The following is a 24,204-nucleotide window of genomic DNA, read 5'->3' on the forward strand; positions in this document are numbered from 1 at the left end:
AAAAACATTTTGCTGAATGAGGGTATCCGCGCTTGGATGGCTCCTCAAGATCAACCCCACGAACAATTTGTATTCCCTGAGGAGGTATTACCACGTGGTAACGCTCTCTAATAGACCAAATATATTAGGCGGCACTGGACGCGACCAAGAATCTACCGGCTTTGCCTGGTGGTCTGGTAACGCGCGTTTAATCAATCTATCCGGCAAACTTTTGGGCGCTCACGTTGCCCACGCTGGCTTGATTGTATTCTGGGCTGGAGCGATGACTTTATTTGAAGTCGCTCACTTCGTTCCTGAAAAGCCCATGTACGAGCAGGGCTTGATCCTGTTACCTCACCTCGCTACCCAGGGTTGGGGCGTTGGTGCTGGTGGTGAAGTTATCGATACCTTCCCCTACTTTGTTGTTGGTGTACTCCACTTAATTTCCTCAGCCGTTCTTGGCTTTGGCGGTATCTATCATGCCGTGCGTGGCCCAGAAACCTTAGAAGAATACTCTTCTTTCTTTGGTTACGACTGGAAAGACAAGAACAAGATGACCAACATCATCGGATTCCACTTGATTATTTTGGGATGCGGTGCGTTGCTGTTGGTACTAAAGGCAATGTTCTTCGGTGGTTTGTATGATACCTGGGCACCCGGCGGTGGTGACGTTCGTATTATTACAAATCCGACATTGAACCCAGCAGTTATCTTTGGTTATGTACTCAAGTCTCCCTTCGGTGGCGAAGGTTGGATTGTCAGCGTCAATAACTTAGAAGATGTGGTGGGCGGTCACATTTGGATTGCCTTCATCTGTATTGCTGGCGGTATTTTTCACATCCTTACCAAGCCTTTTGCTTGGTCACGTCGTGCATCCATCTGGTCTGGTGAGGCTTACCTCTCCTACAGCTTGGGCGCTCTGTCGTTGATGGGCTTCATTGCCTCCATCTATGTTTGGTTTAACAACACCGTTTACCCCAGCGAATTTTACGGCCCTACTGGCCCAGAAGCTTCTCAAGCTCAGGCATTGACCTTCTTGATTCGTGACCAACGTTTGGGTGCTAACGTCGGTTCTGCCCAAGGCCCCACAGGTCTAGGTAAATACTTAATGCGCTCTCCAACTGGTGAAATCATCTTCGGTGGTGAAACCATGCGCTTCTGGGATTTCCGTGGCCCTTGGTTGGAGCCTCTACGTGGCCCCAATGGTCTTGACTTGGAAAAAATCAAGAACGATATTCAACCTTGGCAAGCTCGTCGCGCTGCTGAATACATGACCCACGCTCCTCTGGGTTCTTTGAACTCCGTAGGTGGTGTGGCTACCGAGATTAACTCGTTCAACTATGTATCTCCTCGCGCTTGGTTGGCGACTTCTCACTTCGTACTAGGATTCTTCTTCCTAGTTGGTCACTTGTGGCACGCTGGTCGCGCACGGGCTGCGGCTGGTGGTTTTGAGAAAGGAATTAACCGTGAGACTGAGCCAGTGATGTTTATGGACGACCTAGATTAGGTTGTAAGGCTTATTTCATCACTGACAACTAAATAATTTAAAAGCTCTTGCATAAAAGCAAGGGCTTTTTTTATAGGAAAATTAGTAATCTGTTGATTAAATTGAGGAATTTATCAAGGTAATTAATACTATGAGCGACTCTAATTTTATTGAGACTTTGCGATGGACATCTGAAGCTAAAGAAAAGTTACAAAATATTCCCTTTTTTGTCCGTACTCAAGCAAGAGCCAGAATTGAACAGTTGGCTCGTGAAGCAAATCAAGAGGTTGTGACAGCTGATTTGGTAGAACAGGCTAGGCTTGAGTTTGGACAATAAAACATTCTGGAGGTCGTAACAATGACAGTCGCCAAGAATCGAGCAGACCGAGTAATGCTTTACAACATTAGCTGGGAACAGTTTGAAAATCTTCTAAAAGACTTGGGACATCGGTCAGCAAGGTTAGCTTACGATCGCACCACTTTAGAAATTATGACACCTTTACTTGAACACGAACATTACAAAGAGGTAATTAGTATTGCAGTTCAAGACATCGCTGAAGAGTTGGCTATAGACTATGAAAGTTATGGTTCGACTACCTGGAAGCGAGAAAGCCGAATGGCAGGGGTAGAATCAGATAATTGCTTCTATTTCCAGAATGAAGCTGCGGTTCGGGGTAGATTGGATTTAGATTTGAAACAAGACCCACCGCCTGATTTGGCACTGGAAATTGATATTACCAATAAATCTCTAAATCGTTTTCCCATTTATGCCCGATTGGGAGTACCAGAACTCTGGTGTTATGACTCCGGTGAACTCAAGATTTACCACCTGCAAAATGGGGAATATGTCGAGTCAGAGAAGAGTTTAGTGTTTCCTACTTTAGAAATTCGATATCTGCCGAAACTGATTGAACAAAATCGGGCAGATGGCAGACGGGCAATTCGTCAAGCGGTGCGCGAATGGGTAAGAAAAAGCGGAAAAGGTGAACTATCTAGTCAATCATAATTTCATACGGTTAAGTTAGGACTAAAAATCTTTATTTTTTGAACGAACCGCAGATACACAGAGGACACAGAGAGAATAAAAAATCCTTAACTGAACTGTATTGAATCATAATTACGAATTACGAATTACAAATTAGCTTCCTCCCACATTCATTGCTGCTAAAAAAGCCTTCTGACTGACATCTCTGTAAACTGTATTCAAATACTTCATTACCACATCACTCGAAGTTGAATTTACTGCATTTTCTTCTTCCTTCGCTAGGGGGATTGCTCCTAACACATCTAATACCATCTCGCTTGTAGATGGCGCAATAACTACCAATGATGACTCTAGCGGCTCATCGTATTCCCAGAATGAATCAATTTTTACCGAGTATTTGTTATTAGGAATAGACTCTTGAATCTCGGGCGTTTCTGTGGTGGTAGGTTGAATCTTTGCACTACGTAGCTGACGTAAATCGCTGATAATTTGCTCTTTGGTGCGTCCGCGCAATTGAAATAATACAAAGGGGTCTTCACTAAAGCGATCGCCTAACTGATAGTACAATGCACCAATGTGTTTACAGGGATTTGCTTTATCAGGACAAGAGCATTTACTATGGACATCACCAAGGGTAAAAGGAAATATTGAAAGACCATTAGCTGTAAATACTTCTTCTATGTTTTGTGGCATTTCTCCTGCTAGTAATTTGGCAGCAAAAATTGCCCTTTGGGACATGGTTTCAATTACATAACCCCACTGTTCATCGCTAAAAGGTTCAAGGGAAAGGGAAACTTTATAAGGTTCTACTTCACTACCTTGCACCCTAGCTAATACTTTTGCACCTTTAAATTCGATGCTCAAAACATTTCCTTGACGAGCATAGTTTCTCGCACGTTCTAAACGCTTTTTAAACCGATAGGAATCTAGTAAATCTAGCCATTGTTGTGACCACCATTCTCGACTTGCTTGAAGAGTATAATTGGTCATGGTTGCTTCGCTCAAAGTAAAAGGAACTTGAGATTGAGGATTGGTTAAACAATCCGTAGGCGCATCCCGCCGTAGGCATCGCACTTCTTGGACAAATAATTATAACTTTACCCTGCTTTTGTCCTTTACCAACAAGTATTAGCCTTTAATCTCAACCCCAGCCATCAAAATAAAGAATATGCAACGATGTATCTTTAGGCAAAGATATCTAAGTAAATATGGTAAGATATGGTCATTGTTAGGTTATTTAGATGTCCTAATATTTTCAAGCTAGACATCTACGCACAGAAGCTAACAGGGAGGGTATAAAAATATCTTTTCCGAATAACACTTGACTATTTTTTCTTATTAGGACTTAGACGCTGGCAAGAAACCAAATATCGAGTGTGAATTTTAGGTATTCAATTGTCAGATTTTTTAACAAAGTTGTAGATTTAATTTCCCTGCCTCTACAGGCGATAGGCTTTGATGCCTAATTGAAATATTGGTTACAAAACGTAATTGCGATCGCGCAGTGTCAGCAAGGAAGGAGCATTATTGCGAACTGGTTTAATCATACTTGTTCAGTTAAATCACTGGAAAAATTGATTTAGTTAGGTAAAAATTATGGCATATATCATTGGAAACAACGGGAATGATACTTTAGTAGGTAGCGAGTTTGCAGACACGATTAACGGTCTTGCAGGCAACGATATCATCACAGCTAACCAGGGCGACGATACCTTAACTGGTGGCGGCAACAAAGATACATTTATTTACAATTTAGGCGATGGTACTGATACCATCACCGATTTCGGTGGCGTGGGTAAAGGAACCAACCCGACAGCAGCAGTTATTGCCAAAGTGGATACCATCAAATTCGAGGGCTATCCCTTGACTGCCCAAAATCTGCTGCTTACCCAGAATGGCAACAATCTAGAAATTACCTTTGAAGGAGTAGGGAGTTATACCAAAGTTATTCTGCAAAACTTCAAATTAGAAAACTTGGAGAACCTGAGAGCTTCTGGTACAAGACCAGCTATTGGCAATATCCTGTTTGATGGGCAAACTAGCATTACCGACAGCTTTAATGTCCTCGATGCCAACTCCACTGATACTAGTCTGGGCATCAAGAACACGGTGACTTTCCTCAATGATCTCTCTAATAACATTACGGGTTTAGACGATTCAGATGATGTTGTTAATGGTCAGGGCGGGAATGACAAAATTGACGGCAAGAGTGGCAACGACTTGCTGCGCGGTGGTACGGGAAATGATACTCTCATTGGTGGTGCAGGGAATGATACTCTCATTGGCGATGCGGGCAATAATCTGCTTTCTGGTAGCGATGGCAATGATTCTCTCTCAGTTTCTGGCACCTACAGTTACAGCGGTGTGGCATCTGGGAATAACACCCTCAACGGTGGCGCTGGTAATGATACATTGAATGCTGAGAATTCAATAGGCAATAATCTGCTCTTTGGTGGCGCTGGCAATGATTCTCTCTCGGTTTCTGGCACCTACAACTACGAAGAAAATGTGGTATCTGGGAATAACACCCTCAACGGTGGCGCTGGTGACGATCGCTTGAGTGTTGACCTTTCAAATAGCGATAACCTCCTAGATGGTGGCGATGGCAATGATTATATCTCTGCCTCTGAACGCAGTGAGGGTTATGACGATGAGGTGTCTGGGAATAACACCCTCAACGGTGGTGCTGGTGACGATACATTGAATGCTGAGAATTCAATAGGCAATAACCTCCTGGATGGTGGCGGTGGCAATGATTCTCTCTCAGTTTCTGGCACTTACAACTACGAAGGAAATGTGGTATCTGGGAATAACACCCTCAACGGTGGTGCTGGTGATGATCGCTTGAGGGTTGAACTTTCAAGTAGCGATAACCTCCTGGATGGTGGCGATGGCAATGATTCTCTCTCATTTTCTGGCACCTACACCTACGAAGGAAATGTGGTATCTGGCAATAACACCCTTAACGGTGGTGCTGGTGATGATCGCTTGAGGGTTGAACTTTCAAATAGCGATAACCTCCTGGATGGTGGCGATGGCAATGATTATATTTCCGCCTCTGAACGCAGTGAGGGCTATGGCGATGAGGTGTCTGGGAATAACACCCTCAACGGTGGTGCTGGTGACGATAGTTTGTATGCTGACTTTTCAAAAGGCAAGAACCTACTGGATGGAGGTAATGGAAATGATATTCTCTCCGTCTATGGTGCCTATGGTAATAACACCCTTAACGGTGGCGCTGGTGACGATAACTTGAATGCTGACTATATATCAAGAGGCAATAACTTACTCGATGGTGGCAATGGCAATGATTCTCTTTTTGCCTCTGGCAACTACAGCCGCAATCCTTCTGGTGATAACACCCTTAATGGTGGCGCTGGTGACGATTACTTGAATGTCGATCAATCAACAGGCGATAACCTGCTCTCTGGAGGCGATGGCAATGATTCTCTCTCCGGCTCTACCTACGGCCCTACCCGAGGAATATCTTCTCAGAACACCACTGGCAATAACACCCTTAAGGGTGGTGCTGGTGACGATAACTTGAATGTTAACTATTCATCAGGCGATAATCTGCTCTCTGGAGACAATGGCAATGATTATCTATCCGCCTCTGGCTACGAATATGTTGATGTCGGCGAAGAAAGAGGCTATCGCAGAGCCTCAGGCAATAACACCCTCAACGGTGGCGCTGGTGCCGATAAATTAATTGTTGATTATTCAACAGGCAAGAACCTACTCTCTGGAGGTGATGGCAATGATACTCTCTCCACCTATGAGGCATTAGGCAATAACACTCTTTATGGTGGTTTGGGTAATGACTACCTCACAGGTGGAAAAGGTAATGACACCCTCTATGGAAATGATGGTACTGATACCTTTGCTTTTAATAGTTTCAATGAAGGACTTGATAATCTTTATGACTTTAACGCCACTAATGAACTGATTCAGGTATCGGCTGCTGGTTTTGGTGGCGGGTTGTCAACACCTTCACTTAAGACAAGTCAGTTTACCGTCGGAACATCTGCAACCTCTAGCACTCAGCGATTTATCTACAACAGCGCTACAGGTGGACTCTTCTTTGACCTTGATGGTAGTGCATCTGGGTTTACTCAGGTAAAATTTGCACAACTCAGTGCTGGATTGTCACTAAGCGAAGATAATTTTGTGATTGTTTAATCTTTATAAGCATGGCATTACCAAGCTGTACGGTTTGCGAGGTGCTATTTTTAGCGTCTCGCATTCGATTGCTCTAATAGACCTCTTGCAAAAGTCCCTAGCACCCCACCCCCAACCCCTCCCCGTAAACGGGGAGGGGAGCGTTTGTGTAAGCAAATGCGGGGTGGGGTTCTTTATTTTTGATTTATGCAAGAGGATGTTTGAAAAGTTGTAGGACTTACGTAAACAATAGGACTTACGCATTAACATAAAATACTAAATATGAATTTTTTGAAAAACTATATCTGTCGTAAGGGCACAGCAGTGCTGTGCCCCTACATTACAGGTGATTTACCATCAAAAAATAATTAATAAAAGCCTGAAACAACTTATTTTCGTAAATGCATACCATGATTAATTTGTACAGTGCGTAACTTCTAAACAATAGCTAAAACCTTTCTTTTCACGTAGGGGCAACTCATGAATTGCTTCTAAAGTATGTATTTTTGCGTAAATTTTAAGTTGTAAAGTATACTACTCATCCATAGCAATATCTCAATCGCTTGCGACACAAATAGTCTTTCTAGTTTTTACGTTATTACGAACTTATTCTGCATCATCATCAATTACTGCATTGCGATCGAGTATTAGTAAGTTGCGAAGTTGATCTGTATCCAGTTCAGTCAACCATTCTTCACCAGCACCTACAACTTGTTCAGCTAGTTGTTTCTTACTTTCAATCATGTCATGAATTTTTTCTTCTAAAGTGCCTGTACAAACAAATTTATGTACTTGCACATTCCGGGTTTGACCAATCCGAAATACTCTATCTGTGGCTTGATTTTCCACGGCTGGATTCCACCATCTATCAAAGTGGAATACATGATTGGCTCGGGTTAAATTCAGTCCTACACCACCCGCTTTCAAAGAAAGAATCATAATCGGTGGCCCTTGGGGGTCGTGTTGGAAACGGTCGATCATTTCTTCACGTTGTTTTTTGCTGGTGCTGCCATATAAAAAGAATATTTCTCGCCCTAGCTGTTTTTCTAAATAGGGTTTAAGTAATTTACCCCACTCTGCAAATTGTGTAAAGATTAAAGCGCGATCGCTTTCGGCTAAAACTTCTTCTAACATTTCTTCTAGCCGCAGAAGTTTAGCTGAATTATGTTGCTCTAATGTCGCTTGTTTCAAATATTGGGCTGGATGATTGCAGATTTGTTTGAGTTTGATTAGTAAAGCCAAAATCATCCCCCGACGTTGCAATCCTTCAGCAGATTCTATCTCCACTAAAGATTGTTCTACAATTTGTTGATAAAGTGCAGCTTGTTCACCAGTTAAACCGCAAAATACGGTCATTTCTTGTTTATCTGGTAAATCTTGAATGATGTCGCGATCGCTTTTCAATCGCCGCAGTATAAATGGTTGCACTAATGAACGTAATTGACCCAAAGAAGCCGTATCTCCATACTTTTCAATTGGCATGGCAAACCGACGCTGGAAAAATTGCTTATTGCCTAAATACCCTGGATTGAGAAAATCTAAAATAGACCATAATTCTTGTAGTCTATTCTCTACAGGTGTCCCCGTTAATGCAATGCGAAACGTTGCTTGTAATTGGCGTACTGCTTTTGATTGCTTTGCCTCTGAATTTTTCACATTCTGGGCTTCATCTAAAACAATTATCTGCCAAGAGACACTTTCTAATGACTTGATATCTCGATGCAGAAGTGAGTAACTGGTGACGATTAAATCGTGTTTTTTGACTGCTTCTAAAAACGCTTTTCCTTTTGGACGTTTGTCACCATGATATTGTAAAATTTTCAGGCTTGGTGCAAATTTATTGACTTCCCTTTCCCAGTTACCTAAAACCGAAGTTGGACAAACTAATAAAGTTGGATTTTCGAGGACATCCTGTTCTTTCAAGTGCAGCATAAAGGCAATGAATTGGACAGTATTATGACAGATAATATTGTTAGCAACGAAATTGTGATGTTTGCTAACTTCAAAGTCATAAACCCACCCTTCGTACTCCACATCTTCAATAGCCTCAATCCGGCAATAAAAGACTTCTCGATCGAGAAGGCATTGCAAAGACTGTCTGGTTAAGCTCAACTCTTCTACATCTAGGTTGCTATAAGCTGACAAAGTTTGAGTTGTCCACTTTGAAGGTTTTAGTAGCTGATATTCCTTTTGGGCTTCTCCACTAATCATGCGGCTTATCCCAGCTATTACTCGCTGTAAACTATCTTGAGAAAATTGCTGTGAGCCATTAATATAAACAGTGTTGTGCATCCCAAAATGCCGCAACGGTAGTCTGGTTGATCTGACTGTTTGGGCAACAATATCAGACGCAGGAATTCCTTCAATATTTGTGTTGTTAACTAGTTGACAAATTTGTTCTAATTTATGCTGTTTCTCTGAGTTATTAAACCCAATCTCTTGCAAAAATCTACGGGCAGAATTTCCACCAATTACACCTATATGGTAGGTGCGAAAAGTACGAGTTCCATTAGTGGCACACTTCAGCTTAGGCGATATTCGCAACCAAATACCGAAGCGTCGCAATAGTGCAGAAAGTTGCTGAATTAGTAAAGCTGAAGCTGTAGCAATTTCAATACTTCCCATGCTCAAAACAACAGCAGACTCAGCATCAAAATAGTTTTGTAAAAATATCCGCACACTATCTAAGTCTGCCTGCATAATGAAGGGCGGAATAGATTTTTCTGCCGATAGTTTACCCCAAACATAACCTTTAGCTTCTAAGAATTCCCGATAGGCTTGGCTGTTAACTCGAAGAGCAGAAACTCTGTTAGGGAAAGTAGAGATATTAGGGCTGTTAATTTTGAGGTTATAGCGCTCTTTAATACGTTGGCAAATCTGGAGTAAATCTTCTAATACTCTGGTATCTTTTTGAGATATTGTGACTCTTCCCACATCGGATAGTTCATGTCCTTCGGCAATCTGCCAAGCGATAAACTTGACTAAATCAGGGTCTTGTGGTTCTCCATTCCAAAGCGTTTTACCTGGTACACAAACGTAATCACCCACCTGTAAGTTATTTGTCCAACCTTTATTTGTTAGCAGCTTATGACGATGAGTGATAGTGATACTATTACCGTCTTCCAGGGTGATTTTTCGTAATTTCTCACAGACTTGCTGGCGATACAACCGTTTAACATTAGCTTGGACGATTTTGCCAGTTTCTTCATCTATGGAATTAACTAATAATTCTTCTGTGGGGTTAGCCCAAAATCCCTCGCCATCAAATTCTGTTTTTCCAGCGTGATTTGTCCAGATTGTCTCGGCTGTGCGTAACAGTCCATTTACATCTATGAGTGTATTATTCGCTACGCATTTACCGAGTCCCATGTCGTCTGCGAGACACGCACCTAAACCCCAACGTTCCAAGAAGGACAGCCAAGCAGCACCACGTTCTTGATACGGTCGCAACTGTCCTTTAAAGGCTGCTGGTGTGGGCAAAGGCGCGATCGCCTGATTATTGCTTAACGCCCCAATCAACTCTTGCAATGCGCCAGATGCCTCAAAGCTGACTACTGGTAATTTTTCAATTACCTGGGTATCTCCTGTACTAAAACGCAAGGCATCTTCCAAGGAAAGCGCCATTTGGTCTTTGCGAGTGGTAAAAAACGTTTGGGCTGTTTTGATATCTTGAGGACGCAATTCCACCCACTCGCCGTTAATTTCTACTAGCGGACTATTTAAAGCCACAAGTCTATCAAACTCGGCTTTGGAAATAGTCTGCCCACCAATTGCCAATTGCCATTGGAAATTTAATAGACTTTGCAACCCTAAACGTCCCTGCTTTTTCTTTGGGGTTTCGGCTGTAATTTTTAAACCCAAACGGTTCGCCCATCCTTCGCGGTTCGCTAAACTGGGAGGCAAAATTACTCCCAAACCACTATCTTCTAACCGCCAAGCTACAGCTTTGATAAACTCATAAGCTTGGATGGGGGTAAGACGAGAAGATTGGGGATATTCGGTTTCAAAACTCGGTGCGATCGCAGGATACAATCGAGACGCTACTCCCAAACCTCGCAAAAACGTTTCTTGTGGTTGCTCAATTGTCCGATTTTCGTAAACTAATCGTTCAACTGGATTGTTCCAAATAGTTGCTGCATCCACCAAAAATTCAGGATCGTCAGCCGCTTGCAAAAAATACGCCAATGTCCAATCTGTTTCCCCTGACTCTGGAGAACGCAGTTGAAAACAGGTACGAAATAGAGTTTTAAGAGTTAATTGGTATTGTAGCGGCATCGTCCAAGCCTTTAGTGCCGCTTCTAATCGTTCTATTTCATTTGCATCTGCATTAACTGAATCAGATGCACTAATTAAACCTTGCAACCACTGCCGCACCGCAATTGGTAAAGATGCGATCGCTTTAGCTTCAATTGGAGGTTGAGAACTCACCATTTCTCGCACTTGGGCATCTATCGTACTGTTGAGAAATCCTAAAAGTAATTCTTGAGGTTCAATCGGAAAGTCCACATAGAACAGCGATTGAGAAAACTCCTCCCCAGTCCCTACTCCCTCCTGATATGTGCGACAAACCAACGGCATATCCGCAGAAAATTTTTCTAGCCGAGTTCCATCTACAGCACTGTCTAAAAGTACTTGCCATTTACCAGCAAACGCACCATCTGATTGTCTATCAATTCTTGGTAAAAACTTACACCGCGAGATTAAATCTAAACTCCATCGGGAAACTTGCGACCAAAAACGTAAATCTCCTCCTAAAAAGGCATCTTCTCCTTTTGCAGCATTTAGAGGAATAGCAGCGAGAAATTTTACCGCTTCGCTGGGGTTGAGACAAAAACCCTCAACTTGCCAAGGTTGTAAATATTGTGGGGAGTCTGTTTCTAATCCCAAGCTGGCAGAATGTACGGGGAAAATTGCAGATGTTCCTTCTGCATTGTTTTCAGAGATATGAGTTGGTAGCGCAATGATTTGCGAATGCGTTGGTAACTTTATCTCAGTCGTACTGACGGCTTTACGTGTTCGTCCAGTAGTTGCGATGGCTCCGCCAACGCCAGGGGCGAACGCAACTTGAGGTTTTTGGATAAAGTTAGTAATCGCCATTTTTTGGGAAACTAACCATTCACTCAACTCAACCGATGTCATTGCCAATGGATGTACTGGAATATCTTCAGATCCATTAGGGTCAAAATTCGCTCGTGGCGATCGCCATGTTTCTCCCCAAATAAATAAACAACCCTTTTGATTTTTGAGTAACCAATTACCGTGTAAAATCGCCATTTGCTAACTACTCAGATTTTCGTAAAATTAAATAATTTAAACTTGCAAAAACTCTAATGATTACATCTTGTCAATAGCATTTATAATAATTTTAAATAATTATTATGTATAAACATTATTAATAATGGATTTTCCCTTAGTTACAGTTATAAAAAACAACATAACAGTAGAACTAGATTATATGCATCCTCAAGAACAGGAGGTTGTAAGAGCATTATTAAATGTTGTAATTGTTGAAGGTAAAACTTATCCCCAAAAGCAACCTCTATCTCCGGCAGAATTTTCAACTTACTGGTTAAGTAAAGATGCCTTTGTTGTCAGGACATCTGGTAAGGATGGTACACACAAGCCAAAAGAAATATTAGGGGCGTTTTATTTAAAACCAAACTTCCCCGGTCGGTGTTGCCATATTTGCAACGCTGGTTTTATTGTACAACCTGAGTTACGCGGTCAGGGTATCGGGCGGTTCATGGGGGAGGCGATGCTCTTGATAGCAGCAAACCTTGGCTACGAGGCAGTAATGTTCAATTTGGTCTTTGAAACTAATATACCTTCAATTACCCTTTGGCAATCGTTAGGATTTGAGATTATTGGACGAATCCCACGTGCAGCGAAGCTAGGGGATGAACAAGTAGTAGACGCGCTAATGATGTATCGTGCTTTGCGTTGATGACTTATAGCCATTTTCAATTCGGTAAGGTACACGTATGCAGGCAAATCTAACTCCCTAATACTGGCAGGGGGGCAGGGGGCAGGGGGCAGGGAGCAGGGGGCAGGGGGCAGGGAGCAGGGAGCAGGGGGCAGGGGGCAGGGAGAAAGAATTTAAAGATAAATCATTTGTATCAGAATTTTTGTGAATTGGTACAACTCCCTTGCCACGTCGGGAAGGGGAAAAATTCAAAGCCCCTCTTCTCTTAGACTACGTGTATACACAAGTTACATTACTCCCCTTAATCCACCCTTGGTAAGATTGAATTCGGGTGGTCGTTTATTGAATTTGGGTAGTCGTTTATTGAATTTGGGTAGTCGTTTATTGAATTTGGGTAGTCGTTTATTGAATTTGGGTAGTCGTTTATTGAATTCGGGTAGTCGTTTATTGAATTTGGGTAGTCGTTTATTGAATTCGGGTAGTCGTTTATTGAATTCGGGTGGTCGTTTATTGAATTCGGGTGGTCGTTTATTGAATTTAAGCAGTGATTAGGGTAAAACCCAGATTCTTGAGCAACTTCAGATTTGTGTGTACACCGTAGCTTCTCTTAGGAGAAAGGTCAAAACTTTACCTCACAGGGTTAAGAAGCAGTTCTCTATCTTTGTATGTACTAGAAGTCAGCCCTAGTGCATAAATGTTAGGATTGCCACAGAAAGAGAATAGCGAAAGAGAAGGAAAAAGAACTGAATGGCAGAAGTTGATAAGTCAATATCCTTCGATGGAAGGGATATTCGACTGAAAGTAGGCTTACTAGCTCCCCAGGCAGGTGGGTCGGTTTTGATAGAATCAGGGGACACATCCGTTTTAGTGACAGCTACGCGATCGCAAGCCAGAGAAGGCATTGATTTTCTTCCCCTCACAGTAGATTATGAAGAAAGGCTATATGCAGCTGGTAGGATTCCCGGCGGGATCATGCGGCGCGAAGGTCGTCCACCAGAAAAAACAATTCTCACCAGCCGTCTCATAGACCGTCCCCTGCGTCCTTTGTTCCCCTCATGGCTACGGGATGATCTGCAAATTATCGCCTTAACGCTATCGATGGACGAGTTAGTTCCACCCGATGTACTAGCAGTTACAGGCGCTTCCATCGCTACCCTGATGGCTCAGATTCCTTTTAATGGGCCAATGGCAGCAGTTCGCGTTGGTTTAGTGGGAGATGATTTCATTATTAACCCCACTTATGCAGAAATTGAAGCCGGAGATTTGGATCTGGTAGTAGCCGGTTCACCAGATGGCGTAATCATGGTGGAAGCGGGAGCCAATCAGTTGCCAGAACGAGATATCATCGAGGCGATTGATTTTGGTTATGAAGCAGTACGGGATTTAATCAAAGCGCAGCAAGATTTAGTCGCAGAACTGGGTCTAGTAATAGTGCAAGAAGCACCACCAGAGGTAGACCAGACGCTAGAAAATTATATCCGCGATCGCGCTAGCAGCCAGATAAAAAAAATCCTGTCTCAATTTAATTACACCAAACCCGAACGCGATGCCGCTTTAGATGTCGTCAAGGATGAAATTGCCACGACGATTAAGGAACTTCCTGAAGAAGATCCAATTCGAGTTGCCGCAACTGCAAATAGCAAGGCACTTGGTAACACTTTTAAAGATATTACTAAGTACTTCATGCGGCGGCAAATTATCGAAGATGACGTTCGCGTTGATGGTCGTAAACTTGACGAAGTGCGTCGTGTTTCTTGTTTAGTTGGTGTTTTACCAAAGCGAGTCCACGGTAGCGGTTTGTTTAACCGAGAACTAACTCAGGTATTATCTACTTGTACTTTGGGTACGCCGGGGGATGCCCAAAACCTCAACGATGATATGCAGTTAGACCAACATAAACGTTATCTGCATCATTACAACTTCCCGCCGTTTTCAGTCGGGGAAACCAAGCCAATGCGTTCTCCAGGAAGGCGTGAAATCGGTCATGGGGCATTAGCAGAGCGATCGCTCCTACCTGTGATACCGTCAAAAGAACAATTTCCCTACGTGATTCGCATCGTATCAGAAGTACTTTCTTCCAACGGTTCCACCTCAATGGGTTCAGTCTGCGGTTCCACCCTCGCCCTGATGGATGCTGGTGTACCAATACTCAAACCCGTCAGTGGCGCAGCAATGGGTCTGATTAAAGATGGGGACGAAGTGCGAATCCTCACTGATATTCAGGGCATTGAAGACTTTTTGGGCGATATGGACTTCAAAGTTGCGGGGACGGATACCGGAATAACCGCCTTGCAAATGGATATGAAAATCTCTGGTTTGTCGTTGGATATTATTTCCCAAGCCGTCCACCAAGCCAAAGCAGCTAGGTTGCATATTCTGGAGAAAATGCTCGCCTGCATCGACACGCCACGGACTGAAACCTCACCTTACGCCCCACGTCTGTTAACAATCAAGATTGATTCAGACATGATTGGTTTGGTAATTGGGCCCGGTGGTAAGACTATTAAGGGGATTACCGAAGAAACTGGTGCAAAAATTGATATCGAAGATGATGGCACGGTGACAATTTCGGCTGTGGATGAGAACAAGGCTAAAAGAGCTAGAAACATCATCCAAGGCATGACCCGCAAGTTACACGAAGGGGATGTCTACGCAGGACGCATTACTCGGATTATACCCATAGGTGCATTTGTGGAATTTCTGCCTGGGAAAGAAGGGATGATCCACATTTCACAACTAGCTGACTACCGCGTTGGCAAAGTTGAGGATGAAGTAGCAGTGGGCGATGAAGTGATTATCAAAGTGCGGGAAATTGATAACAAAGGTCGGATTAATCTCACCCGCTTGGGTATCCACCCAGATCAAGCAGCAGCAGCACGAGAAGCGGCGGCGGTGAATCGATAACTCGATTTGGGATTTTAGATCAAATCTAAAATCCGCGATGCCTACTGTGAAGGCATCGCTGTTTGCTTCTCTAATTAGTTGCCCAACTGCTCTAGATAAATTTACAGTGAATATGGCGATGCCTACGGCGGTAAACTACGCACCTTTAACCTTTGAGTCAGGCGATCGCAGATTATTGAAATTTTAGAAAATAAAACATAGACAGTTTTTGTATTTTAATACAAATCATATTTCTCTAAAGCTCAGTTATCTATATGACAACTTGTAGAGACGGCGATTTATCGCGTCTGCTGTAGCGATTTATCGCGTCTGCTGTGGCAATTTATCGCGTTTACTGTATTTTAAACAAAAATAAATAAAAGTGTTTTTGGCTTTGCGATCGCTAGTAAACATGCAATTATTTTTAACTTAACTATAAGTTTGCATAAATAAAACTAAGTTACGATTTTTGTGATTTGTCATTTGTAATTGTTCAATAGTGATAGTTTCAAGAGGTTGACCTTTAATAATATAGTTGTGTTTATTCCTAGCGACATACTTATTAGCTCACTATTCAATAAATCAACTAATATTAAATTAGGAAAGCACATCTATACTACGCTAAATCGACGTATATTTTGTATTTTATTCAGTATGAATTACTGAAATATAAACCTTGCTATGAAATACTAAAATATGTCATATTAAATACTTAAATTCAAAACTAAGGATATTGAAATAATGCTAACAACATCTCTCAAAATTCTTAATGAGCATTATCAAGCTCTCAACAATGAAGGTGAAGATGTAATTCAAGGATTAATTCAAACTCCCAAAACCTTACCCCCTAAATATTTTTACGATGATTACGGCTCGGAACTCTTTGAAAAAATATGTGAATTACCAGAATATTACCCAACACGAACAGAAGCATGGATTTTGCAACAATATGCCGATGAAATAGCTCAGATAACAGGTGGTTGTGAACTGATAGAATTAGGTAGTGGCAGTTCTACAAAAACCTTATTTTTGTTAGATGCCTACCAAAAAATTACCAACTACTGTAGATATGTACCCATTGATGTTAGTCATGGAATCCTTAAATCTAGCGTACTAAAACTACAACAAAAATATCCAAATTTATTTGTCGAGGGATTAATAGGAACCTACGAACAAGCATTGACGAAGCTAGAAACAACATTTGCATCATCACGGATGATTTTTTTCTTAGGCAGTTCTCTTGGTAATTTTAACCCACAAGAATGCGATAACTTTTTAAGCCAAATTACCAGGGCTTTACAAGCAGGTGACTACTTCCTTTTGGGGATTGATTTACAAAAACCCAAGGAAATTTTAGAACCAGCTTATAACGATAGTCAGGGAATAACGGCTGCTTTTAACTTAAATATACTTTCCCATTTAAATTGGCGTTTTCAAGGCGATTTTGACCTCAATTTATTCACTCACCAAGCTATTTATAATCAAAGCGATGCCCAAATTGAGATGTATCTGCATTGCCAAAAGACTCATGAAGTATCTCTACAAGCTTTAGATTTCCAAGTTAGCTTTGCAGATGGAGAAAGTATTCTCACCGAAATTTCTCGTAAGTTTGATTTAGTAAATATGCAAAAACAACTGGAGACACACGGACTTAAGACACTGAAAACTTGGACAGATCCTAAACAGTGGTTTGGGTTAATTCTTTGTCAAGCTTAAATTTTGCTTCCCTAGAATTTAATTTCAATAGATATATCCATAAATTAGGCTTTAAACGCTAACCGATAAAGCTTACGGTTTTGTCATAAATGGCACTTACTTAAAGCAAGTGGGCATTACCCAAACTAGGGTATATTCATTTCTCAATACTTAAGTAAGTGGTATTTATTCATGGATATTTATTTTCTCGACGTGAAATTAAAAACCAGCCCAGAGAAGTATAAACCGAGTTTGCAATCACCCTATAATTTAAAAAACTTTGGGTCATTAATACCCTAATTAATCAAAATAGTTTACTCTTCTATCATCGAAAAATCAATTAATTGACACGCATGAATAGTTTACAATCTGCTAGACCTCCAAAACTTGATAGTTGTAATTCTCAAGCAATTCTCAATTACTTTGAGAATGCTTGGCAACTAGAAGATACTTTGATGAATAGCCTGATTGGGGATGATACATTCTATATAAATCCCGATCCTCTGAGAAATCCTCTAATGTTTTATTTAGGACATTCGGCTGTTTTCTATATCAACAAGTTAATTACCGTTGGATTATTAGAAAAAAGGATCAATCCCGACTATGAAATCCTGTTTGAAATTGGAGTCGATCCAGAGATACCAGAGGAATTAAATGAAGCGATCGCACATTTGGAATGGCCGCAAGTTAAACAAACTTGGGAATATCGAAAACAAGCACATTCTGTAATTTCCGAAGTTATTAAAACTACCCCAATTACTCTACCAATTCATCCCCATCATCCCCTTTGGGCTTTAATTATGGGGATTGAACACCAGCGTATTCATATTGAAACCTCTTCGATGTTAATTCGCCAACTACCAATAGAGAGAGTAAAACGCCCCCCAAACTGGCAATACGCTCCTTTTAATGGTTACACTCTTCAAAACGAAATGATACAAGTTGCGGGTGAGGTAGTAAAACTCGGCAAAGCCTTTGACGATCCGACCTATGGGTGGGATATTGATTATGGCGATCGCACTGTTGAAGTTGTACCTTTTCTAGCCAGTAAATATCTGATTACTAATGCAGATTTTATTTATTTTGTCAAGGCTGGTGGCTACGAAAATCAAGCGTATTGGGATAACGAATCTTGGCATTGGAAAACTGAAAACAACATCAAATATCCCAAATTTTGGATACCTGAAAATGGTAGCTACAAGTATCGAGCCATGTTTGATGAAATCGACTTACCCTTAGATTGGCCTGTAGAAGTCAATCATTATGAAGCAATGGCTTACTGTTGTTGGCAAGGGAAAGATACTCGTTTAATGAGTGAAGCCGAATATCATTTAGCAACTTATGGTAGTGGTTTGTTAGAAGATGTAGACAATTACAATGTCAATTTAAAATTCGGCTCACCTAGTCCAGTAGGAATGCTAGAAAGCGCTAAAAGCTATTCTGGATTATACGATTTACGTGGTAATGTTTGGGAACATTTGAGCGATCATTTAAATCCTTTATTGGGATATAAGCCTCATTATCTTTACGAAGATAATTCTGCTATATTTTTTGATACTAAACATCAGATGATGTTAGGAGGGTGTTGGATAACTAACGGTACAGAAGCTTTAAAATATTACCGTAACTGGTTCCGCCCCAATTTTTATCAACACGCTGGTTTTAGAATTGTTCAAGATATCAAGCATTAAGGCTAACATGAGGTTTTATAAAAACAAGTTTTTCAGAATACTAATAGTTACAGTAATAGCAATTTTTAGAGACATAAAAGCAGGAAACTATTAACTATGAAACCAAATCCTATTCCTCCACAACCCGGTCAAGAGTCAGTTTGGGATTATCCGCGTCCGGCTCGTTTAGAAGATAGCAACAAATCAATTCGGATAATTGTTAATAATGTTGTTTTAGCAGAAACAAGTAAAGCTAAAAGAGTCATAGAAACTAGTCACCCTCCTTCTTACTACATTTCTTCAGAAGACATTAAACTAGAATATCTGATAGAAACACCTAAAAAAACTTGGTGTGAATGGAAAGGTAAGTGTCAATATTATGATATTAGCATTGGTGATAAGTATATAAATAACGCTGCTTGGCGATATTTTGACCCTACACCTGATTTTGTAACTATTCAAGAGTACTATGCTTTTTACCCTAGTTTAATGGATGCTTGTTATGTAAATGATGAGCTAGTTATGTCTCAACCCGGTGATTTCTACGGAGGATGGATTACTGCTGATATTGTTGGGCCATTTAAAGGTAGTCCAGGAACAATGGGGTGGTAATTTTTGACATAGAATTAGAATCAAGAGTCAGAATTTGTTGACAATTTTGCCTCTTGAATATCAAGTTTAGATAACTAGTTATAATTTCTAGATTATTGGCAATTAACATTTGCTAAACTATGCCTTATCTTAGCTCCCCAAGAATCAGGGGAGGAGTTTTATAGATTTAAATTTCTCAATCTAAAGTATTAGTTGACTTGATGGTGAGATGCTCCAAATAAGCTATAGGAAACATTATTCCTAGCTTCTTTGTAGGAGAATTTAGTGTGTTGAATAACCTGTCCCAAAATCCTTGAATACCATAGTTTTTCTTGAAACAACTGTGGTGAAGATCGTGAAAATCTGATGGAACAAAGAATATTGATAATGAACTATGGCCTTCTAGATTGTAAGCATTGCCTATAATAGTCCAAGCACATAACTGGGTTATATCATACCCAAATATAAAGATAGGCAAAAGGTCTGTGATAGTAACAATAATATATTCAGTCAAACTCTTATGTCCAGCGACAAAACTTGATGAGTCGGCAAACTCATGATGTTTTAGGTGTATTTTATGTAAGAATTTTCTGTGAAGTAGGAAATGGGAAACGTAAAAACATAAATCAGCAAAAATTATTCTCATCAAGAACCATTCAAAATTTAGTAGCAAGCTATTTCCTCTATTTACCTCTGGTGCTAGATAAAGAATTATTAAAGCTGCTATCAAACTTCTAATTTCCCCAATAATTATGCCTTTTGCAGTAAAAGAGGGAAATGGTTGTTTTTTGACTTTTTTAACCCTCACATTCAGTTTTTCTGTCCAAATATCATTGTTTTTAATTACTTTTTCTATGAATAGACCAATGCTATAAAATGACACAGAACCAACTAGCCAGTAAAAAATTACTTGAGTTATAAAGTTGAGTTCAATATTGTGCAACAGCCAGGACAATATCTGTTGAACAATTGTGCAACTAATAGCAATTTTTAGATAAAATTCAACCTCAAAACAGAAATCAAAAATTTTTACAGGTTTTTCCATAGTATAAACACGTTGTACAAATATATATTTGGATAATTTTATACTTTAGTGCGAATTTAAGCAAAGATTACTTAGTTGAAAATGAATTTATTATACCCATAAAAATTTCTAATAAAAATGGCTTCTGCAAAAAATACAAGTTTTTCAGAAGCCATTTTTATATAAAGTTATATGAAAAGTGCTGAGTTAAAAGACCGCCCACAAGGGGCGGGGTATCAACCAACTCCATACAAAAAGATTCCGCGACACTTGCGGGCGGGGCTTTTACCATAGTACGGAAATACTGAGTAATCTTCTTGCTAGTAATTACTCAGCACTCAGGATTAAGCGCTGTAAAAATATTACTCTACAGTGACACTTTTAGCCAAATTCCGAGGCTGATCGACATCCAAACCGCGACGGGCGGCAATGTGATAAGCCAATAATTGCAAAGGAACTACTGTCAAAATCGGAGAAAGTAATTCTTCTACATGAGAGACGGGAAGAAGATCGTTAAAGATTTCCGCAGCTTCGCCATCGTTGACGGGAGTCACGCCAATTAAGCGAGAATCTCTAGCTTTGGCTTCTTGAGCATTAGAAATAACTTTTTCGTACACACTACCAGGGATTGCGATCGCAACTACTGGTACTTTCGCATCTAAAAGTGCGATCGGGCCATGTTTCATCTCGCCAGCCGGATACCCTTCAGCGTGAATGTAGCTAATTTCTTTTAATTTCAAAGCCCCTTCCAAAGCAATGGGGAAGTTAATTCCTCTTCCTATAAAAATGAAATCTTTGGTTTCAGCAAATTCGTGGGCTAGCTGTTCGGTTAAACTTTCTTGATTTGCCAAAGTCGCCTCAATTTCTTTGGGAATTTGCCGCAACCCGTTAATAATTTTATCTAATGTGTCTTTTGAAACTGCCTGACGACGAGCCGCTAAATCTAATGCCAAAGCATAAAACGCCATGAGTTGAGCAGTAAAAGTTTTTGTCGCTGCTACCCCAATTTCAATTCCCGCTAAGGTACTGATGACATGGGGGACTAGATGACCAAGGCTGCTTTCAGGACGATTGGTAATACCCAATAGTCGCGCTTGATATTTGGGTTCTTTCCCTTGGCGACGTTCTTTTTCCATCGTCAAAGCTGCTAGGGTATCGGCTGTTTCACCTGATTGGGTAACACCAACGATCAAGGTGTTAGCCGTCACGGGTGATGGTGCATAGCGATACTCAGAAGCGTAATGTACCTGAGTTGAAATTCCTGCTAATTGTTCGAGTAAATATTTGCCGATTAATGCTGCGTGCCAACTTGTACCGCAGGCGACAATATGAATTTGTTCTAAATCAGTGTAGAAATCCGCAGGTAAACCAAGATTGATTGGCGATTCAGTAGATTCACCTGGATTAAAGTATGCTTCTAAACTCGCTCTTACTACCCCTGGTTGCTCATGGATTTCTTTGAGCATGAAGTGTTTGAATCCCTGCTTTTCTACCAGTGCAGGATTGAAGTTGAGCAGCCGGGGTTGTTTTTTCAACCTGTCGCCAGCAAAATTGTAAATCTCAACGCCCAATGGTGTGAGGCGGGCAATTTCGCCATTTTCCAGAGGTAGCACTGCACGGGTGTAGGCAACGATCGCAGGCGTGTCAGATGCACAAAAGAATTCCCCTTGCCCAAAACCAATCACCAAGGGCGCTTGTTGGCGGACAACAATCAATTCATCGGGGTAATCAGCAGAAACAACTGCGATCGCAAATGCCCCTTGCAAATGGTTAACGGCTTGGCGAATTGCTTCTAAAAAGGGAGATGAGGAAGATGAGGGGGGAATATGCTTTAAAAATTCGGCTATGAGATGGGGGATTACTTCAGTATCAGTTTCAGAAACAAACTGGTGTCCTTTTGCTTTGAGTTCTTCGCGTAAGTCGCGGTAATTTTCAATAATGCCATTTTGCACTACCGCCACTCGCTTTGCCGTATCTAAATGGGGATGGGCGTTGTATTCTTCTGGTTTACCATGAGTTGCCCAGCGAGTGTGACCAATACCAATCTGGGCGGGGGTTTCTATTTGTTCTAATTTAGAACGCAGGTTATGCAGTTTGCCCTTTGCCCGCACACAATTAACTTCACCTTCCCAAACAGTGGCGATTCCAGCAGAATCGTAGCCCCTGTACTCTAGTTTTTCCAGCCCAGCCAGTAAAATGTCTGTCGCCGCTTGAGTGCCTATATATCCAACAATTCCGCACATTGTTCACACCACTTTTTTTCAGGATGATTAAATCCAGTATAGTGTTTGGCAAAAAATCGACGTTTTGTAAAGAAAAAAGGGAGTAATATTACTCCCTCTACCACTAGGTATTGTTATGGATTTTGAGCTTTTAAAGCAGATTCACCGTCAGCTTTTGACCTGACAGTACAAATACAGATTCTAGGATTTAAGTACCCAGAGATTTTTATTCCCAATCTAAAATTAAGATTTCGTAAAGCGGCTAGTATCCACTCTACGATGCTAAAGCTGCTTGCTATTGACACACTTCAAAGTCTTAAGTTCCGAGTTCCGAGTTCTGAGAGAAGAATCAAGAAATTGCTTTTTTGATTTACTTCTTTTTGTCTCAGCACTCAGCACTCGGCACTAGCTTTTTAGTAAGCCAGACCCATACTGCGAGTTGTTTCAGCACCCAGGTAGACCCGGATGCTCAAAAAGTCGGTGGGACAGGCGGTTTCGCAGCGCTTACAGCCGACACAATCTTCTGTACGGGGTGAAGAGGCAATTTGAGCAGCTTTACAGCCATCCCAAGGAACCATCTCAAGTACATCAGTAGGGCAAGCGCGGACGCATTGGGTGCAGCCAATGCAGGTATCGTAGATTTTTACGGTATGAGACATTGAAAAAACCGCTCCTTCCGAGTGTTCTTCTCTGCGAAAGAATCATAATCAACGCATAGTTTACCGCAGTGGTTGATAGGCCGTAATCAAAAGGCTACATAACTTCAAACAATGTAATGAGTACCCTTAATAAGTTGTTTTTTCAGGATTGTCCCTGTTGTCTTATTAATTAGCAACATCAGATGAGCGTATTTACCCTAGCCTCTACCATAATAGTGTCTACTAGTAAAGATAAATGAAATAAAAAGAAATCTACAATAATAAATGCAGAAATTATGTATGGTATCTATTGATTAGCAACTATAGTAATCCTAAATTTAATTGTAAAAAAATACTATATTTATTGAGTTTGTTAAAGTAACAAATTTGACAATAGATCAACAATTCAAATAATGCTTTGACATTGATAGCTCTGCTGCAAGTCAAAAGGCAACACTACCCTCATTAGGCATTCCCAGCCAGAGACTGGGAACGAGAAAAACGAGAGAATTTATAAAAGCTGTATATTTAACTTTTTAAATTTGTCAAACTCATCCTCATTACTGTTAGATATTAAAGTATTTCAGAAATTGCAAATTCATCATTGATTGCAGAAATTTCTAATGGAATTACCGGCTCACTAACCATCACTTCAAATTCTTGTTCAGGATTTTTAGTATCAAATAATTGCTCTTTTTTATACTCACTTTCTCGGATTTGTCGAGCAATGCTTTCTAGCAGCCAAAGTTGTTCTTCCACAGACAAGGCAAGGATAGAACGCTCAATTTCTAGTAAATTCAGTGATATCATTTTGCTTCTGATTCCAAGCGTGGCGTATTTTTCAAAGATATGATTATATGTCAGTCTATCTGGTTAACCTAGAGAATCGCAAATTCTCCATTATTTCCCCAAGCATATCTTTTCACAAATCAAATGAGATTGCTATAAAT

15 protein-coding genes and 2 pseudogenes are annotated in these 24,204 nt (G+C 40.8%); 11 read left to right on the forward strand and 6 right to left on the reverse strand.

Annotated features, from left to right (window positions below):
* The 4 genes and pseudogenes from RMZ41_RS29345 to RMZ41_RS29360 all read left to right on the forward strand — a co-directional run.
* A pseudogene (locus RMZ41_RS29345) lies at positions 1-111 on the forward strand (photosystem II D2 protein (photosystem q(a) protein)); the annotation flags it as partial.
* Positions 95-1,486, forward strand: coding sequence for a photosystem II reaction center protein CP43 (psbC, locus tag RMZ41_RS29350; RefSeq protein ID WP_322640656.1), 1,392 nt, complete (start codon positions 95-97; stop codon positions 1,484-1,486). The pseudogene RMZ41_RS29345 and the gene psbC, both read left to right, overlap by 17 nt.
* A 130-nt stretch (positions 1,487-1,616) precedes the next feature.
* On the forward strand, positions 1,617-1,802 hold the full coding sequence (locus RMZ41_RS29355; RefSeq protein ID WP_322640657.1) for a PCP reductase family protein: 186 nt from the start codon (positions 1,617-1,619) through the stop codon (positions 1,800-1,802).
* Positions 1,803-1,823: 21 nt separating this feature from the next.
* Positions 1,824-2,471 carry a Uma2 family endonuclease gene (locus RMZ41_RS29360; RefSeq protein WP_322640658.1) on the forward strand — a complete coding sequence of 216 codons (648 nt, stop codon included), beginning with the start codon at positions 1,824-1,826 and terminating at the stop codon, positions 2,469-2,471.
* A gap of 132 nt (positions 2,472-2,603) precedes the next feature.
* On the opposite strand, the gene RMZ41_RS29365 is transcribed toward RMZ41_RS29360, so the two are convergent.
* Complete coding sequence (locus RMZ41_RS29365) at positions 2,604-3,440, reverse strand: SWIM zinc finger family protein (RefSeq protein WP_322640659.1); 837 nt, start codon at positions 3,438-3,440, stop codon at positions 2,604-2,606.
* A 606-nt stretch (positions 3,441-4,046) separates the two neighbouring features.
* Here RMZ41_RS29365 and RMZ41_RS29370 point away from each other — a divergent pair.
* Positions 4,047-6,629 (forward strand): annotated as a pseudogene (locus RMZ41_RS29370) (beta strand repeat-containing protein); the annotation flags it as partial.
* 585 nt (positions 6,630-7,214) lie between these two features.
* Here the strand turns inward: RMZ41_RS29370 and RMZ41_RS29375 are convergent.
* A complete protein-coding gene (locus RMZ41_RS29375; RefSeq protein ID WP_322640661.1) occupies positions 7,215-11,882 on the reverse strand; it encodes an SNF2-related protein in 4,668 nt (1,555 codons plus the stop codon).
* 124 nt (positions 11,883-12,006) lie between these two features.
* Here RMZ41_RS29375 and RMZ41_RS29380 point away from each other — a divergent pair, with 124 nt between their 5' ends.
* From RMZ41_RS29380 to RMZ41_RS29405, 6 genes are all read left to right on the forward strand, one after another.
* A complete protein-coding gene (locus RMZ41_RS29380; protein ID WP_322640662.1) occupies positions 12,007-12,552 on the forward strand; it encodes an N-acetyltransferase in 546 nt (181 codons plus the stop codon).
* Between the two features lie 726 nt (positions 12,553-13,278).
* Positions 13,279-15,435, forward strand: coding sequence for a polyribonucleotide nucleotidyltransferase (locus RMZ41_RS29385; RefSeq protein WP_322640663.1), 2,157 nt, complete (start codon positions 13,279-13,281; stop codon positions 15,433-15,435).
* 37 nt (positions 15,436-15,472) lie between these two features.
* Entirely contained in the window at positions 15,473-15,622 is a 150-nt protein-coding gene (locus RMZ41_RS29390) for a hypothetical protein (RefSeq protein ID WP_322640664.1), read from the forward strand.
* Between the two features lie 533 nt (positions 15,623-16,155).
* The gene (gene egtD / locus RMZ41_RS29395) at positions 16,156-17,130 is read left to right on the forward strand and encodes an L-histidine N(alpha)-methyltransferase (protein ID WP_322640665.1); all 975 of its coding nucleotides are present in this window, start codon (positions 16,156-16,158) and stop codon (positions 17,128-17,130) included.
* Positions 17,131-17,462: 332 nt separating this feature from the next.
* On the forward strand, positions 17,463-18,800 hold the full coding sequence (gene ovoA / locus RMZ41_RS29400) for a 5-histidylcysteine sulfoxide synthase (RefSeq protein WP_322640666.1): 1,338 nt from the start codon (positions 17,463-17,465) through the stop codon (positions 18,798-18,800).
* A 96-nt stretch (positions 18,801-18,896) separates the two neighbouring features.
* Positions 18,897-19,391 carry a DUF427 domain-containing protein gene (locus RMZ41_RS29405; RefSeq protein ID WP_322640667.1) on the forward strand — a complete coding sequence of 165 codons (495 nt, stop codon included), beginning with the start codon at positions 18,897-18,899 and terminating at the stop codon, positions 19,389-19,391.
* 175 nt (positions 19,392-19,566) lie between these two features.
* Here RMZ41_RS29405 and RMZ41_RS29410 read toward each other — a convergent pair whose 3' ends face one another.
* The 4 genes from RMZ41_RS29410 to RMZ41_RS29425 form a co-directional block, all read right to left on the reverse strand.
* On the reverse strand, positions 19,567-20,415 hold the full coding sequence (locus tag RMZ41_RS29410; protein WP_322640668.1) for a sterol desaturase family protein: 849 nt from the start codon (positions 20,413-20,415) through the stop codon (positions 19,567-19,569).
* 341 nt (positions 20,416-20,756) lie between these two features.
* A complete protein-coding gene (gene glmS, locus RMZ41_RS29415) occupies positions 20,757-22,637 on the reverse strand; it encodes a glutamine--fructose-6-phosphate transaminase (isomerizing) (protein ID WP_322640669.1) in 1,881 nt (626 codons plus the stop codon).
* A 392-nt stretch (positions 22,638-23,029) separates the two neighbouring features.
* Positions 23,030-23,275 carry a photosystem I iron-sulfur center protein PsaC gene (gene psaC / locus RMZ41_RS29420; protein WP_012411495.1) on the reverse strand — a complete coding sequence of 82 codons (246 nt, stop codon included), beginning with the start codon at positions 23,273-23,275 and terminating at the stop codon, positions 23,030-23,032.
* 552 nt (positions 23,276-23,827) lie between these two features.
* Complete coding sequence (locus RMZ41_RS29425) at positions 23,828-24,064, reverse strand: hypothetical protein (RefSeq protein WP_322640670.1); 237 nt, start codon at positions 24,062-24,064, stop codon at positions 23,828-23,830.
* Between the last annotated feature and the right edge of the window lie 140 nt (positions 24,065-24,204).

This window comes from Nostoc sp. DedVER02 (assembly GCF_034530675.2).
Classification (GTDB): Bacteria; Cyanobacteriota; Cyanobacteriia; order Cyanobacteriales; family Nostocaceae; genus Nostoc.